Source organism: Vibrio sp. Isolate30 (assembly GCF_022397975.1).
Classification (GTDB): Bacteria; Pseudomonadota; Gammaproteobacteria; order Enterobacterales; family Vibrionaceae; genus Vibrio; species Vibrio fortis.
Genome location: NZ_JAKEUS010000013.1, coordinates 176,030 through 192,576, shown reverse-complemented (window position 1 = coordinate 192,576; position 16,547 = coordinate 176,030). Strand labels below are relative to the sequence as shown.

11 protein-coding genes are annotated in these 16,547 nt (G+C 43.1%); 2 read left to right on the top strand and 9 right to left on the bottom strand.

From position 1 onward, the window contains the following. Positions 1 to 245: 245 nt before the first annotated feature. From L1D60_RS21815 to L1D60_RS21805, 3 genes are all read right to left on the bottom strand, one after another. Positions 246 to 659: a hypothetical protein gene (locus L1D60_RS21815; RefSeq protein ID WP_239842953.1), complete on the bottom strand. Its 414-nt coding sequence runs from the start codon at positions 657 to 659 to the stop codon at positions 246 to 248. Next, positions 660 to 1,007 (bottom strand): DUF6864 domain-containing function, encoded by a 348-nt coding sequence (locus L1D60_RS21810; RefSeq protein WP_239842952.1) that lies wholly within the window; start codon positions 1,005 to 1,007, stop codon positions 660 to 662. 339 nt (positions 1,008 to 1,346) lie between these two features. Further along, a complete protein-coding gene (locus L1D60_RS21805) occupies positions 1,347 to 2,240 on the bottom strand; it encodes a LysR family transcriptional regulator (protein ID WP_239842951.1) in 894 nt (297 codons plus the stop codon). 152 nt (positions 2,241 to 2,392) lie between these two features. On the opposite strand from L1D60_RS21805, the gene L1D60_RS21800 reads away from it, so the two are divergent. Beyond that, positions 2,393 to 2,965, top strand: a complete 573-nt coding sequence (locus tag L1D60_RS21800; protein WP_239842950.1) for an NAD(P)H-dependent oxidoreductase — start codon at positions 2,393 to 2,395, stop codon at positions 2,963 to 2,965. A 99-nt stretch (positions 2,966 to 3,064) separates the two neighbouring features. On the opposite strand, the gene L1D60_RS21795 is transcribed toward L1D60_RS21800, so the two are convergent. From L1D60_RS21795 to L1D60_RS21780, 4 genes are all read right to left on the bottom strand, one after another. Then, the gene (locus L1D60_RS21795; protein ID WP_239842949.1) at positions 3,065 to 5,872 is read right to left on the bottom strand and encodes a glycoside hydrolase family 3 protein; all 2,808 of its coding nucleotides are present in this window, start codon (positions 5,870 to 5,872) and stop codon (positions 3,065 to 3,067) included. Between the two features lie 125 nt (positions 5,873 to 5,997). Further along, the gene (locus tag L1D60_RS21790; protein WP_239842948.1) at positions 5,998 to 6,168 is read right to left on the bottom strand and encodes a hypothetical protein; all 171 of its coding nucleotides are present in this window, start codon (positions 6,166 to 6,168) and stop codon (positions 5,998 to 6,000) included. A 111-nt stretch (positions 6,169 to 6,279) separates the two neighbouring features. Next, positions 6,280 to 8,388, bottom strand: coding sequence for a hypothetical protein (locus tag L1D60_RS21785; RefSeq protein ID WP_239842947.1), 2,109 nt, complete (start codon positions 8,386 to 8,388; stop codon positions 6,280 to 6,282). Positions 8,389 to 8,516: 128 nt separating this feature from the next. Next, positions 8,517 to 10,073, bottom strand: coding sequence for a glycoside hydrolase family 16 protein (locus L1D60_RS21780; RefSeq protein ID WP_239842946.1), 1,557 nt, complete (start codon positions 10,071 to 10,073; stop codon positions 8,517 to 8,519). A 576-nt stretch (positions 10,074 to 10,649) separates the two neighbouring features. Between L1D60_RS21780 and L1D60_RS21775 the strand changes: the two genes are divergently transcribed. Next, positions 10,650 to 11,948, top strand: coding sequence for a carbohydrate porin (locus tag L1D60_RS21775; RefSeq protein ID WP_239842945.1), 1,299 nt, complete (start codon positions 10,650 to 10,652; stop codon positions 11,946 to 11,948). A 520-nt stretch (positions 11,949 to 12,468) separates the two neighbouring features. Here L1D60_RS21775 and L1D60_RS21770 read toward each other — a convergent pair. Together L1D60_RS21770 and L1D60_RS21765 are read right to left on the bottom strand one after the other, a co-directional pair. After that, positions 12,469 to 15,246 carry a glycosyl hydrolase gene (locus L1D60_RS21770; RefSeq protein ID WP_239842944.1) on the bottom strand — a complete coding sequence of 926 codons (2,778 nt, stop codon included), beginning with the start codon at positions 15,244 to 15,246 and terminating at the stop codon, positions 12,469 to 12,471. A 263-nt stretch (positions 15,247 to 15,509) separates the two neighbouring features. After that, the gene (locus tag L1D60_RS21765) at positions 15,510 to 16,526 is read right to left on the bottom strand and encodes a LacI family DNA-binding transcriptional regulator (RefSeq protein ID WP_239842943.1); all 1,017 of its coding nucleotides are present in this window, start codon (positions 16,524 to 16,526) and stop codon (positions 15,510 to 15,512) included. Positions 16,527 to 16,547: the final 21 nt, after the last annotated feature.

The following is a 16,547-nucleotide window of genomic DNA, read 5'->3' as shown; positions in this document are numbered from 1 at the left end:
ATGAGAACCGACGAAATTACTTGCTTCACCTATGCGGTAACACTACTACTGATTTACTAGTAAGGCTCTGGAAATGTGGGAGCAGAAACTTCTACGCTCTTATTGACAGTGGGGGTCATATCAACGCCCAATTAAGGGGTGAACAACGCTACCACCCGACCTAAAACACTGTGCCATAAACACTAGATTTGAAGTAGAAGCAAAAATGCCAAGCGTTGTGAATCCCTCTTAAATTGCTTGTTATGTTACTTAGCAGAGGGAGTGTTTAATTTACGATTGGAGCTGTACCTACCGAATGCATAACCCATAAATGAAGTTATAATTGGAAGTATGATGTTCCAAAACTCTAGAGCATTCTCAAATGGTCGCTTCCATACAACGAAACCACCAATAGTCATCAATCCTAAAATAACCAGGAATGATAAAAAGGATGGCGATATAAATTTATCTAGCACTAAAACTATAAATTCAGATTTTTGTTTCTTTGCTTCATTTTCAAGCTTTAAACGTGATGATTCCTTTTCCGCGTCAATCTTATTCTTAGCTATGTCTGTCTCAGCATTCACTTTAACCGTTTGATGTTCATAGTAAACCGCATCACGATTAAACCCGCTTCGTTGTGTTTGTGATTCAGAAGCCCCAAAGCCTGTATTAGACATTTATGCCTCCACAAAGATAGTGTAAGACAAGGCGAAAGAATTATAGTCCCCCATCACATCAACCCTAAATGAAATTGACATTGCTTTTCCATCTATATGTCCAACAGGGATTGGGCTCGCTGGACCAAAATTCAGCGTTACATGAGGGTTTTTAACGGTGATAACCATCGTAGAATTATCAACTACATTACCCGATATCGAAGCCTCTAGTTCTTCTTGGTCACCCTCAACAGCGATCTTCAACGTCATTTTTGGATTTTCAGAAAGTTCGAACTCTATTGGGTTAAGCTCAAACGAACTCACCACTCCGGAAGATAAGACAACCTTATCACCTGTTGTAATTTTCATCTCGATACCACTATCATGTTTTGGCGATATTCTAATGCAAAAAAAGCATAGACGCACCTTAAGATGGGGGTAGTAACATAACAGCTATATTAGACAGAAAAATTCTGCACTTAAATACAGAATTATTCTGTCTAGTATCTTTGTGGCGTAAACGATACTCCGTTTTTATGAAAACTAACAGTAACTTAAATGCTATCGCTCTCTGCCTACATCCCAAAATGCGGATTTTTTCCGTATAGCATGAATTGATATGAAAAAATCACTATTCCTTCTTTATGTCCAAGATTGATTTAGATTAGAAAAGCAGGTTCGTGAAGTTATTGATAAGTACGTTCTGAATCAGTCGGTCTCATTGTTCAAGTGCTCGATAAACAGTCGAAGTGGCATCATCGAACGATACTCCTTTGGGAAATAGATATTCATGCTTGGTAAAGTGACCTGATGCTCTGTTAGAACCTCCACTAGCTCTCCGCTTTCCAAGGCATTGGTGCAGTAATCCCGAAATGTATAGGTCAACCCAACTCCTTGAAGCGAAAGATCGATCGTAGCAGGTGATGAGTTCGCAATCATATTACCGCGCACTTCGACTGGATAAGTGCTTTCTGAACCAGAAAAGATCCAAGGGGCAAATTGTCCTGAACTTTGGTATCGGTAACGTAAGCAGTTATGGTTCAACAAATCCTTAGGGGTTCGAGGTTTACCATTTTTCTCAAGATATTCAGGGCTTGCAACGACCGCAGTTTTCAAAGGCTCACTTAATCTTATCGCAACCATGTCCTCAGCAATCAGCCCACCAAGCCTAAACCCAGCGTGAAACCCGTCACTCAAGATGTCTGACAAAGCATCAGTCATAGACAACTCTATTTCGATCTCTGGATATTTTTTCTGGAAAGTAGCCAATTTATCCTTCACCAGCAGAAAGTAAGCAAACTCAGGTATCGCAAGTTTCAGGGAACCACGTTCAGCGTGCCCAGCTGTTCGCGCACTGTATAAGCCTTCGGCTAGCTGCTCAAAGGCTGGCCCGGTACTGCGTGCCAACGCCCGCCCGGCTTCAGTTAGGTTAATCGAGCGCGTTGTCCGAATAAATAGCGTTGTACCGAGCTGCTCTTCTAGTTTTTTTAACTGATGACTAACCGTTGAAGGTTTTACTCCAAGCTCTTGAGCTGCACCACGCAGGCTTTTTTTACTCGCAATGGCATTAAATACTTCGAGGGTAGATAAAGGTAACTTCATTGGTAGATTCTATTCACTAGTGAGGTGGATTTTAGGTGTATTGTTTATATTAATCGGCCTAATTAACATGAGCAACAAGTTAACGAAATACGTTAATTCTAGTGGTAAACAAGATGACCACTGAAAGGAAACCTAAAATTGAGGCCTGTTTTATGAACATTCTAGTGTTAACTGCTCATCCTGATCTTTCGACCTCCACCGCTAACAAAAAATGGTTTGAAGCTTTGTCTGAAGTTGACGGGATCATTACTCGCGACCTAACCGCTGTTGGAGGCGATGAAATGCGCTTCAATCCAGCGGTTGAGCAGGCGCTTCTTGAGCAGGTTGATCGTGTCGTGTTGCAGTTTCCATTCTATTGGTACTCTTCACCACCGATTCTGAAAGCTTGGATCGATCAAGTGTTTCTTTCTGGTTTTGCTTATGGCCCTGGGGGTAACAAATTACATGGCAAAGAATTGATGCTTGTGGTTTCTACTGGTGGCCCAGTTGACAGCTATCAGACTGGCGCACTCAATAGCTTCACCATGGCCGAGTTTCTTACGCCATTCCAACAGACAGCGCTCATGGTTGGCATGACTTACCTGCAGCCTTTCGTACTTCATAGTGCTATGAGCAGAGACCAAACTAGGCTCAATGCCAGTATCCCAGAATTGATTTCTTGTGTGACAAGCCCGCGACATAAGGCAGTCGATACAAGAACACCGTCAGAATCCGCTTCAGCATAGAACAATGAAAAGAGTATAGGCATTTCAAACCTTATGGTGCCTTCATCGAACAAAGCCCTTCGCATGATGGAAGGGCTTCTTAGTGACAAACTCGGAATTTTAGTTGCTTAACAAGGCGCTACAATCTATCTCTTGGGTTTGTGTATCGGAGTTCGGTACAAGCCTCACTCTACCAAGATCAAACTCTACGCTCTGCTCGCTAAATATCAAAAACGGTGTGCTCATTCTTTGAAACGACATGCCAGCTTGTTCGAAGCACTTCAGTGGTACTTTTATGGTGGTCCACTTCTCTGAAGGGGGAGGCAGTATCCGGTTGATCTGCAATTCACCAATACATGGCCACTCACAGTGAGTCGCTAGTGTCATGCTCGCTGGAGCGATGGTTTTCATTCGAATATCAAACTCTAGCGTTGAGTCTGCGTTAGCGTATCGACTGTAGTCCGCCCCTTTTTTATCTGGCGTCTGCATATACAGTTGAGCTGCAGATTGTTCTTTGTAGGCATCATCAGAACCGAAGAACTTCACATTGAGTGCAGATTGCTGCATCCCGTTGTAGTTGATGCCTGTTGTTGTGAGAGAGCCAATAGATGTTGTGCCTTTGCCAACGGCAAGCGCTTCCCAATTGTTTGTCGCGCCCGAAAGTCTTGCAGTAAATTCACCCTTGGCTTCTTTTCCAAAGATTTCGAGTGGTGTTTTAGCTACGCCATTGTCGGGTTCTGACATACCACAGCCGTAATCTCTAGGATCCAATGGAATGGCATTAAGGTCTTCATATCTAGCACGGATGGTGTTGATGTTGTTATAGCTCAGCCCATAACCGTAAGGGAACAGTGGTTGGTGTTCGCCATTAATATCTTGTTCGATGAGCTCGCCAGTGAGTCCATCAACAGGAGTTTTATAGTTCGCGATGTTTGGGGCAGGGCGGTTGATGGTTGTCGAGCATTTTTTGGCACCCCATGAGTAGCTTAGTTTGCCTTTGAAATCCTGTCCGGATTTCGCAAAGAGTACATCTGTGATTCCTCGTGCTTCTGTACCAGGTAGCCATGCCGCGACAAATGCGTCAGATAGGTTGATCTCTTCGTTTACGTAAAGCGGTCGACCTGAATAGAAGATCGTGATGACCTTGTAGCCTTGCTCTTTTAGAGTGCGGATCGTGTCTAGGTCTTTCTTGTAAGACGGTTTTAATTTAGAAAACTCTAGTGTTTGAGTTCGACTGATGTCACCAAACATTTCAGCATATGGGTCCTCGCCTATGACAACGACAGCCGTGGTGTCTTGAGGGGTTGCTTTTGAAATGTCAGTAACGATATTTTCGTCTCCAGCTTCCGTTTGCATTGCCATCAACAAGGTTTGCGCGTTAGGAAAGTCTTGTTCTATGGTGTTTCCATCACCTTGCCAAGATAGGGACCAGCCTCCTGTTTGTTTCGTAATATCATTCGCCGCAGAGCCTACGACCAAAAAGCGCGATGTTGGGGACAGTGGTAGCGCATTGTTATCGTTCTTTAACAGCACTAAAGATTCGGAGACGGCTTGACGAGCCAGAGCAACGTGTTCTGGCGCACTCAGCACTTCTTGCTTTCCTGCTAGTGAGCGTAAAGAGGGCATCGGTTTATTCCACAAGTTGGCTCTCATTTTTACGCGAAGGATTCTCGTCACGGCGTCATCAATTCGAGACATTGGAATGATACCGGAATGGACTTGAGCAATAACATTTTCATAGAACGCTTGCCAGTCTTCACGAGCCGTGATCATGAAAACATCGTTGCCCGCTAAGACCGCCTGCGGACAGTTGGCCGCAGTACAGCCGTTAATCTCGCCTTGTCCATTCCAATCGGTAACGACAATTCCGTCAAAGTTCATTTTCCCTTTCAGTACGTCTGTTATTAGGTACTCAGAGCCGTGAATCTTCTGGTTATTCATATAGGGTAGATCTGGCGTTGCAGCTTTTTCGGTGCTCATTGGATCATAGTTTCTTGGGTTCCACCAAGAGTTGAATGATGACATAACAACTTGAGCACCGGCATCTAAGCCTCCTACGTAGCCCATCGCATGGATATTACGAAGATACTCTTCTGTGTAACGGTTCTCTCCATGGTCAACCCCATTCAGTGTGCCGCCATCACCAATCCAGTGTTTTACGTTAGAGATAACATGAGTATCGCCTTTCAAACCACTTTCGCCGCCTTGAATACCTGTAACCATGCGTTTGGAATACTGATAAACCACTTCTGGGTCTTCAGAATACCCTTCGTATACGCGCCCCCAGCGATAATCTCTCGGGGTGGCAACGGTAGGAGCAAAGGTCCAATCTAAGCCAGTCGCCGCGACTTCTCTTGCTGTTGCTGCTCCTATTTTCTCTATTAAGTCGGGGTTACGTGTTGCACCTAAGCCGATGTTGTGTGGATAAAGCGTTGCGCCAAATACGTTATTGTGGCCGTGTACCGCATCGGTTGCCCACATAAAGGGAATTCGAAATCCTCTGCCTTCATAACTCTGTTCGAGCGCCAGCCAAAACTTGTCAGCTTCATTTGCCCATTGCTTTGCTGATGCATATTTGTTGTCGTCTGGGAAACCACCACCGCCATTTAAGATAGAGCCAAGCTTGTACTCTTTCGCTTCGGTTGGCGTGACTTCTCGAAGGTCTGGTTGAATCATTTGTCCGACTTTCTCTTCAAGCGTCATCAAAGACAAGATTCTTGTGATTTCAGCTTCAATAAGGGGATCTTTTGAAATGATAGTTTTTGTTGGTTTCCAATCATCTAAGTAGGGCAAGGAGTCGGCAGCGTTGAGTTCAGGGGATGAAACAAAAGCTTGCTCGGAACTTTGGCAACCGAACATAAAGCTCATGGAGACACATAAGCTCAGAATTGATTTTCGATAGATAAACACGTAATAACTCCTGTACATCGCAAGGCGATACAGCATTTATAGGGAGGTACAATTTAGAAACCATTGGCTATATCAGTGAATTAGCCAATGGTGAGAGAGATATAAACCGAGTAAGAGAGCGAGGTGGCTCTATTAGGCTTTAATTAAAAGTAATATTTGTTGTAGTCACGAGCGCGAAGTACACCTGCAGTTACTTTGAATGGCAGGCCGGCTGGCACGACTAATGAACGTTTTTTATAGCGAACTAAATCTTCTAGAGATTTGGCGTAAGCGTATTTATTTGCAAGATCTTTCCAGTAATTGTCAAAACTCATTGTCATCACCTTTATATGAGAGTGCTCTTAAATAGCCCTAATGTCTGAATGTTTTGTTTCAATCAGTGAGAGTGCAGTTACTCACTCTCACTGCCGAAGTGGTCGAAGGAACTACTTTGAAAACTGCATATCTGTTAGATAGAACTTGTCGCCAGAAGCACCATTAACCCCAAATACTGCAACTTGCATGACTTCGTTTACGTCGACCGGAAGTTGAGACATGTCGAATGAGTAGGTTGTCCAGCTGCTGCTAACTGTTGGAGTGAGCAACACTTCGTAAGATGCGCCTTTTGTGGTGTTAAAGGCAATCTTGAAGTCAGATAGTGCACCGGTTGAGGCAACTTTGAAGCTGAAGTTCTTGTATTCATTCATGTTGAAATCAAAGGGTTGAATCTCACCATAAACGTCACCTGTAAAGGCAACAACCGCGCCCCAACTGTCTGCTTTTGTCATCTCCCATGCGTTGCTACCTAGGTATGATGACTCGAGATCAAAGCCGGTACCTGTTGACCATTCGTTAAAGCTTGCATTGCCTACATTGAGAAAGGCGCTGTCATCATAACTTAAGTCAGAATCGATACTTGTTGATGAAATCATTGTAAAAGCATCGCCATAATCATTATGGTTGCGAGTAGGGTGGATACCCGTGTCATAAGCGACGAAATCAGTCACGTATAGCTTTTGGCCAGAAGTGCTTGGTGTGTAAACACCGTAGACCGCGATTTGGTTGATATCACTCAGTGCCAGACCAAATGCATTAAGGTCGATATCTATGTCATTCCATTGAGTTGCGTCTTCAAGAACGAACGGGATAACAGCACTGCTCGATTTACCATCAACGTTTGTGCCTAAGAAAACTTCAAATTTGTCGAATGCACCTTCAGCAGCAACCTTAAGTTTTAAGTTGGTGTAATTTTCGAAGTTGGTTAGATTTACGGGTGCAGCTTCAGTGTTGTTTTGATTCGTCATCGCTAACACTGCGCCCCAACTGCCATTTTCTTCAAGGATCCATGTAGAAAGATCATTAAATGAGCCAGAAGAAATGACTGTGCCTGTGCTCCACTCACCGTAAGCGACATCTTGGAGGCCAGTTTCACTGCTTGAATGTAGAATGATTAATGGACTTTCTAAGCTATCGTCAACAGTAGGCTCTTGCGTTTTTACGAACTTATAGTCTGTAACGTAGAATGTGGAAACGCCTGGCGTACCGCCAACGCCCATTATTGCAATAGAGCTGACATTAGACGTTTCTAAAGAGAATTGGCTTAGATCAAGTCTGATCGACTGCCATTGATCATTCACACTATCATCTACGGGTAAAACGAGTTCCTTAGTGACCCCATTTGCTGCAAGCGTCACTGCGTATTTTTCGAAACCACCTTCTGTTGCAACATCCACATCGAGATAGGTAAATCGGCTTAGGTCTTGTTCGATACCACCATTGAAAACAAGTACAGCACCCCAGTTACCTTCTTCTGCTGATTTAGAACCAGAAGCGATACTCCAAGCATTTTTGCCTAAATAGTTCGCTTCGCCATTGAACACGGTACCTGTACTCCACTCTTGTACGGTGTCATCACCAAATGTAATGTCAGAACCTTCGCTACCTGAAGTGATTAGAACAAACTCGTCCGTAGTTGGTTGCACGACAACTTCTTCACTCAAATAGACATCGGCTAGCTCAACTTGACCTGCATTAGAGAAAGTAAGCGCAAACCAAGATGTTTGTGTGCTTGGCGTTACGGGGACTTGCATTTGAACCCAGCCATCGGAAAGTGCTGTACCACTTGAGAGTTGATAAGTGTCTTTATATTCAGCGGCGAGCGTGACGATAGCCACTTCTACACTATCTGCTGTGGTTGTTCTTACTTTGAAGTTTGCATGAGTGATATAAGAAGCATCAATTTCATTCCCTTCCGATGCACCCCATGCAATGTTGGATGTTGGAACCCCCCAGTTGCTACCTGGTTGCATGACGAGGATTTCGCCATATTGGCTGTCTTGTGCTGTCGCAAAAGAACTGCCGCTTCCCCAAGTATCCCAGTACTCAAACGTATGGTTAAGTTCTTCGGTGGCGTGAAGAATATAAATGCTTTCACCGACTTCCACCGGTGGTTGTGGATCGACGGGCGGAGTGGCAACGTCGGTTAGAGGGTCATCACCACAACCAACAAGTGCCAAAGCGGCTAATGTTGGTGTTAAATATTGGTATAGTTTCATTTTTGACTCCATTCAAAGAAAGCGCTTACAATTTGAGTTGAAAAATGTATAACACTTTCTTTTTTATAATAATAAGAACTAATTAAATACGTAGGGGGTAGCGTTCATTTGAAAGCTAAAACCGTCATTCATCGCTCGAAGCGAACGTTATCAAGTTGGAAGATCATTTCACCTTGAGGGTCAAGAACTAGCAGGTTCTTTATCTTTGACATGTCGACTTTACCGGGCGCAAACGAGTTTCCGTTTTGTACAAGGTCGTTAAGGCTAATTGTTACGGTATGCCACTGGTTGTCTTGAGGGACATCAATAGGGTAATCACTTACGTTTGGCCAACCGCTGTCGACCTTAACCATGATTTTGTCGCCTTTGGTGACCTCTTCCATTTTGATATCGAACACAAGTTTTGCATCTTTGGTCCAAGAGGTGAGGTTGAGCTCAGGGGTAGCAAAGTAGACATTACCCGTCTCACCCGTTTTCGTTATCTGCATAACTTGACCACGCTCGCCAGAATCGACATACGCAAAGTCCATGATTACACCTTGTGGGTCGTATTCATTCTGCTGCAGGTATTTGCTGAGTTCGCCATCAAAAACATTAATGGTATTGCCAGTGATGTAATCACTAGGGAGTTCAACAGTGATTGGTGGCTTGTTACCTTTTACATGAACGGCATCTTCAGACACGGTTGCGCAACCTTGGCCAGTTGTCGGGTTCTTTGAGCATTGGTAAACACGAACGTAGTCCACTTCTAATGCTTGAGGGAATACGGAAGAATCAATGCCTTTTTCATTAGTGTTACCTGCCCATGAACCACCAATAGCGAGGTTTAATAAAAGGTGGAACCTTTGTTCAAAAGGCGCGTCATCAATGCCAATGATTTTTTCGCCATCTTTTGTGTAGATGTTGTACCAACCATCGGACGTTTGTGTCGCAAAATGAACGTCATCTACATACCAGCGCATTTCATCTTTTTCCCACTCTAATGAGTAGGTGTAGAACGCATCGCCAGGGTTTTCATTGTTTGGAAGAGAGTAGGGTTGACCTGAGTGCTTGTTGTTTGGCCAAGTACCACCGTAATGTAACGTTCCGTAAGTGCGAGTTTCTGGTTGGCCATTTTTTTCACCATGAATATCCGACTTACTCTTAAGGTTAACTGCCTCAACGATATCAATTTCACCAGACGCTGCCCATGTACCGTAAACCCAATCAGAAGGTAGCATCCAAATTGCTGGCCATGTTCCTTGTCCTACAGGCATCTTGGCTCTTACCTCAAAACGACCGTATGTCCAGTCACCTTTATCTAAAGAACGCAGGCGAGCAGATGTGTAGGGTAACGTTGTTAAATCGTCATAATCGCCATCGACGTTATTAGGACCTAAAAAGTTCTCTTTATGAGCGACAATGTATAGCACGCCGCCTTCAACAAACGCATTTTTGTTTCTTGCTGTGTAGCATTGCTGTTCGTTGTTACCACCACCCCAGCAGTTTTCTTCAAGTGACCATTTCGATTTATCGATTTCTGTACCACTGAATTCGTCATTCCAAACTAATTCCCAGCCATCGCTTTTATTGATGTTTGGATCTGACAAGTCTTGCTTTGGTACAACAAAGTCAGAACTAGCACACCCAGAGAGTATTACTGCACTGATAGATAGAGCCAAAGGTGTTGGCTTGCTTGCTAACATAAGATATCCCTACATAAAATGAAAAAGAAAGCCCTTTCTTTATAGTCATTCCCTAAATTCCTTTCAACTTATAAATAAATAATGCAGTTCTTCCATTGCCAATTTGTGATGTGGCTCAATAGAGTCGTTCGTTGTTTTAATTTTTATCAATTAAATTTGAGTTTATAAAATAATTTGATAGTGACACGGGTTAATATCTTTATTATGTTTTGATATAAATAATAACTCAATTAAGTTATTGTTTTTGTTGGGTATTGCATTGTTTTAAATTTAGTGTTTTATCCGATAATTTCAAACGTGTGTTTTTATTCTTGCTCCAAAAAATAAATAAACATTTGGTTTAACTATAAATTTTTACAAATTTAACATGTGGAATATATATAGGTTTTTAATTATGCAACTCGTTTTATTTGGTTTTTAAATTACCCATTTCATTTTGAAAGCGCTTTCTTAACTATGAGTTTGATCACGGTAATAACGACATTTAGTGACTAGTATCTAAACCCTAACGTGTCGCTTTAAAGAATGCCGACGCCAATAGAAAGCGTTTACAACAAAATATCAGTAGGGATGACAATGAAAAAATCACAAGTACATTTAGCATGTATGCTTGCGTTAACAGGAGTAAGCACCTCATTTACAGCATTTGCTGAAAATACTGAAGGCTTTGAATTTGGCGGGTACTTCAGACAAGGCGTACTATTTAGTGCAGAAAACGATTTCAAAGATTCAGATTTCATCGGTCAAAAAGAAACCCTTGGTCGCTTGGGTCTAGAGTACGACAATCAAACAAATATCGACCTTGGTTACCGCTGGCTATATGGTGATGGACGTGAGCTGAAAATTGGCACCGGGGTATCTGAAGGTCTCACGGCTGGTAATGGTAGTGGTTTTATCGAGATCAAAGGATATACCAATACAGGTACTATTTTTGCCGGTAAGCGTGATTACGGTAAGGAACGTTATATTTGGATGACGGATTTCTTTTATTCGGACATGTCGGGTACGGGGATTGGTGTTGAGTCGATGAAAGTTGGCAGTGCGATTGTTAACTTTGCTTACATTGCGAGTTATCGTGAGGACTATGACTTAGAAGATAATCCAACAAATCCAAACTCTGAAAACCTAAATAATAAAATGCACGCGGTTAATATTGCTGCAAAATATGGTGTGTGGGATGTTTCTGCGACATTCAAATCTATGCCAGATAACTGGGATCGTACAGGAAAGGAATGGACTGAAACAGGTTACGATCTAACAGTTGGCTATAAAATCTTTAACTTCTTAGGCCTTCAAGGTGACGGCAGTTCGCATACAAATATTGTAGTGCAAGCAGGTAAAGGCTTAGGTGCTGGTCAATTGTTAGGTGGTACCATTACGGACTACAACGCATATAAGCCAGGCGCACTTCGCCACGGTGAACATGAGTTTGAGTGGGGTGTGGGTAACGATGCCATTTCTCTTATGACACACTTAGAAGACGACGATACTTCATACCGTGCATTAATTTTTGGTGGACACAAGTTTGACAGCGGTATCAGTATCTTCCCGTCAATTCAAGGCCAGTACAACGACTATGCAGATGGTACCTATGATTATTGGGCGTCAGCTATGGTTCGTCCTGTAGTCGGTATTAACGATAAAATGTATCTTCAGGGCGAGGTGGGTTACGTTTATAACAACTGGAATGGCGATTCGTACGATCAAGCTAAGATTACGATAGCACCAACGTTAATGTTCCCGACTTGGACTGGCGTAAACCCAGAAGTCCGATTACTAGCAAGTTATGTGATGAATTCTTGGACGACCGATCCTGATGAAGGTCAGTCTAAAAACGACTTTATTATCGGTATCCAGACAGAAGCGAGCTGGTAATAAACACTTCTTGATAACCAAACAGCTCCTCATGGGGCTGTTTTTTTTGCTCGTAACACCAAGCCTTTCAAATCTGTAACGCCAGACGCCTGCATCAAATGCTACTCCAATTCTAAACTAAATTTATCATCTTAATGTGCGCACATTAGCCTATCTCAGATGGAGTAACAAACGTTATAAACCAGCAAGTTAGAAGGCTTGAACATTGCGTTAGGCATATTGATGATAGCGCAATGACTGATTGAATTTTCCGTGTGTTCTTAACCTTTTCCTGCGCTGATTATGGGTGCTTACTGATATCGGTATTACTCAAAGACGGTGAACAATTACCCAAAATCAACTTTATCTAAAAGGATTTTTACGACTGTGTATATCGATTTGACTAGGGTGTTTTGTCGGTGACGAAATAGAGCAAAGAATCGAATAAAGAGGAAACGAGAGGAGCAAGGTAGTAGGGCGTTTATACCTAGAAGAAAGGCGCCAATAAGGCGCCTTGGTGTTACTGAGTTGGTTTCATCGTTTATTGAAGGGTAAATCCATTTGGAGCAGCCAAGACAACGGTGCCATCACTGAAAGTGACGGTCTTTTCAGTGTTTTGATAGTTGTAGACTGCGTAGGTTTTTTGTGATGACTTTTCAAAGACAACAGCTGTAGGGTGATCAGCCTTGATATCCGTTCTCATTGTTCCCAGCTGTTGCCAAGCATGGAGCCAGTGGTAAGTATGTGCCTTACTTGAACCACGTTCTGCTATGTAATCGCCATAGCTTTCATAGTCAGAGATCGCTTCGTCTGGATCGTGCATTGCCGTAATGTTCCACCAAATATCGCGCCATTCATCTTCACCTAATCCAGAGGGTTTGCCGTTTGAGGTCTCACTTAAACCCAGAGAAATATAATCGGCCATATAGTCGGAGTGTTGGCCAAGGTGCAACGACAATGTATTCGAAGGCAACCCTTGAATGCCTAAGATATGAGTGTACTTAGGGCTAAACCATGTAGAAAAGGTTGCACCATCCCCCCAAATGATAGATGTGGTGATGCGGTTGTAGCTCGAAGGGAAGTTGTCTTTGTCAGTGTCATTATTCTCAACACTGTAGGCGTCGATGTTATTCCAATACTCCCAAAATGAATTGGTCGTAGATGCATGGGTATACATGCCTCTTTCAACAAATTCGTCTTTTCCAGTCGCTAATCCGTAAAGGACCATTGCACCATAAGCATTCGCCGCTTCTGACGTTGATTCATTGTTATTGCCTCGGGTAAAGTTCACCATGCCTGATGCCCATGAGAAGCCATTGGCTGGATCGAAGTGGCGCATGTATGGGAACATATCGTCATCTTTCCCGGCTGCATAGTCACGAATTAGCAGTTCGATCATTGGCCCGTATTGCGTATCACTACACCAACTCACGTCTTGACGACAAATTTCTGCTGCTGCACGAACGAAGTAACCGTAATGAAAGTGGTGGTCGTTGAGTTGCTGGTGGGACAAGAATGACTCTTTCACACCTAATAACGTATTCCATTGCTCGTCGTAGACAAAGTATTTTTGAGTATCAAGATCGCCTGTTGTATTTGCGGTGAACCAATCTTCGAGTTCAACTTTAAGCCATTGAATAAACTGTGAGTTTTGAGCTTCAAGACCCAATGAGTCGCTGATGGCTGCCAATTCTGCGACTTGTCCATAAATTTTACCCGCCCAGTAGGTATCTGCATATTCGCCCTTTATGGTGTAACCATCGGAATCATACTCGTTGAGCCAGTTCTCTTCACCCAGAGCAATGAAGTCATTAATGTGCTGAGTTAATGTCGCTGTGTCCAAAGATGAAACATCTGCAGGCAAATAAGGGAGGGCGCCAATGAATGGAATCGAGTAACTGAACGAATCCGTTTGAGCAAACTTAGTCACTCCACGTGCACTGCGCGTTTTGTATTCGGAATCAATCGCGTCTTGATTCTTCCATGCCATTGGGAGAAGTCCCGCAACCGTCTCTATTTTTTGTCCGTTCTCATCGAGGTAAGTATGAGTTACATTGACTTCACCATCGTCACGATTCACTTGGTAATCGATAGACACTGACTTAACAACATTTCTCGCTTTAGCCGCATAAAAGGCGACTTTTTGAGTCATACTCATGCTATCGTTGGGTAATAGAGCGAGCGTAAACTCATTAGCATCATTATTGATACCGATTTTGTTGCTCGTCTCGTCGGTAAATTCTGTTTCACCTTCACCGATGACTAGCACTTCTGTTTTATTGCCAGCAACATTAGTCCAAATACCGAGGACGTTGTTGCTCTGCGGATAAGAAACCCCTTTTTCACCACTGTCGGATCGATAGGTATGCAGTTCTGCATTACCATCATAAACCTTAAAAAAAGCATATGGGGAGCCATGAACAAACGTTGCTTCCATTACAGCCTCGCCTGTTTGAGTTTGCCATTCGACAGTAACAGAACCGTCGCTAGCCTCTTGAAGTTTGGCTTCTAACTGATCATGCGCACTGTTAACAATGGTTACTCCATCGAAAGTTTCAGCGAATGGGTCGGGAATCTGGTATTGGAATATGTCGGTGCCAACGCCCCTGAGCCCAGATGGAATGCCTAAGATACGCACGCCAGTATTAGTAATGCGCACGAGCATCGGATCTGGGGTTAAATAGCCGGCATGGTTCGGATTGCCAATTTCCATCTCACCCATAAAAGACAGAGAACCCCACCAGCGATGAGCTTGCACGGGTTGAGAAGCGGCGATGCCCGCCACTTGTGGTACAACAGGCTGTGCTTCACCAATTGGGCTGCCGTCTGAATTACAACCTGCAACGGCGGGGCTTACTACGCCCGCACTATGAATCCAGTAGCCATAATCAATGGTACAGTCGTAACTTAATGAGTTGAATTTCGTTGAAACATTGCCAGCCCCAAACACCAAGTAGTCGCCCGTCACAGGAGGTGCTGGGTTTTTTACGGTGACAGTGCGAGTTTTTTCGGCTGTATTTCCCGCGGTGTCGGTCGCTCGGTATTGAATTTTGTAGACACCAAGCTGATTTACATCGACATTGCTATCGACGATGAGATCAAGGTCTGTATCAACGTTGTCGGTAACCGTCGCTCCAGGATCGACGTATACTTGGCCGATCTCAGTGTAATCGCTTTCTAAACCATTTAGGGTAATGATAGGTGCGGTTGTGTCGGCGACAGGTGCTGGAGAACTGCTACTGTCTCCACTACTTCCACCACAACCACTTAATGCCAAGGTAAGTGATATTGATATATATAACTTATTGTATGTAAACATGTTATTTAGCCTTGTGAACAATGTAGATATTGGATTTAACACGGGTGCATAGTGTTCTGAAATCTTCACTGTTCTTCGGTTTCAAACACTTCACATCCGTTGTGATTTTTTAGATAGCGCTTACTTTGCGTTTGTTTGTGATTCTCAATTTTAACGAGACGCCTTAAGCGCATGGCTAGGTGCCGTTCATTGAATTATTTCTGACGATATAAATCTTCTGAGAGTAATATAAAAACTATTTCTATTGAGGTTTAAACTTGATGTTATTGATTCTCTATCTTCTTAACAGAATCACGAACTTCGAGAGATGGAATTAACTTTCTACCCTTTAATTCACCATTTTGATTTAATTGGTCAACCAACATTTTTCCCGCTATTTCCCCCATTTCATGGATAGAGAACCCGACAGTCGTTAACAGGGGACGTAAATGCTTAGACATTAAATCGTTGTCGAAACTGACTACTGACAAGTCTTTGCCAATTTGTAGATTTTGTTGGGAGCATGCGTCGTAGACCGCTAAAGCGATGTTGTCATTTTGACAAAAAACACCCGTTACACCTTTCATATTGTGGATGACATGATTGGCTTTAACGAGGTTGTTTTTATGGTCGAATCGTCCCTCAACAATCAATGAAGGGTCATAATCAACCTTAGCTTCTGCAAGTGCTCTCATGTAGCCGAGTAGTCGGTCTCGTGCTTCATGTTTTACAAGAGGGCCCGTAATACAAGCGATTTTTTTATGACCATTTTCAAGAAGATGCTTTGTGGCCAGATAGCCGCCGAGCTCATTGTCGACGTATAAACAGTGTTTCTCGAGGTCTGCAATATAACGATTCAAAATCACAAAGTTTTTGAAGCTTTTGACATGATCTAATAGTGCCTCATCACATATTTGGTCTGCGTGAACAATGGCTCCATCTACTTGTTTTGAGCGAAGAAAGTTGAGAGATTCGCTCTCTTTCTCAAGTGAGTCTTGTCCGCTCGTGACAATGAGGTGCAAACCCAGTTTGTATATTTCATTCTCTGTGGCGTGCATTAACGGACCAAAAAAGGGACCGTCTAAACTACCTACTAACATACCGATACTGTTCGATTTTTTAGTAGCAAGTGCTTTTGCTGTTGAATTTGGGGTATATCCTAACGCCTCGATAGCATTAAGAACTTTAACGAGGTTTTTTTCTTTTACGGTTGATTGCTGATTGATAACTCTGGATACCGTTGCTTGAGATACGTTGGCATATTCCGCGACCTCTTTGATGGTGATTGTATTCTTATCCATGATATTCAGTTCTACCTATTA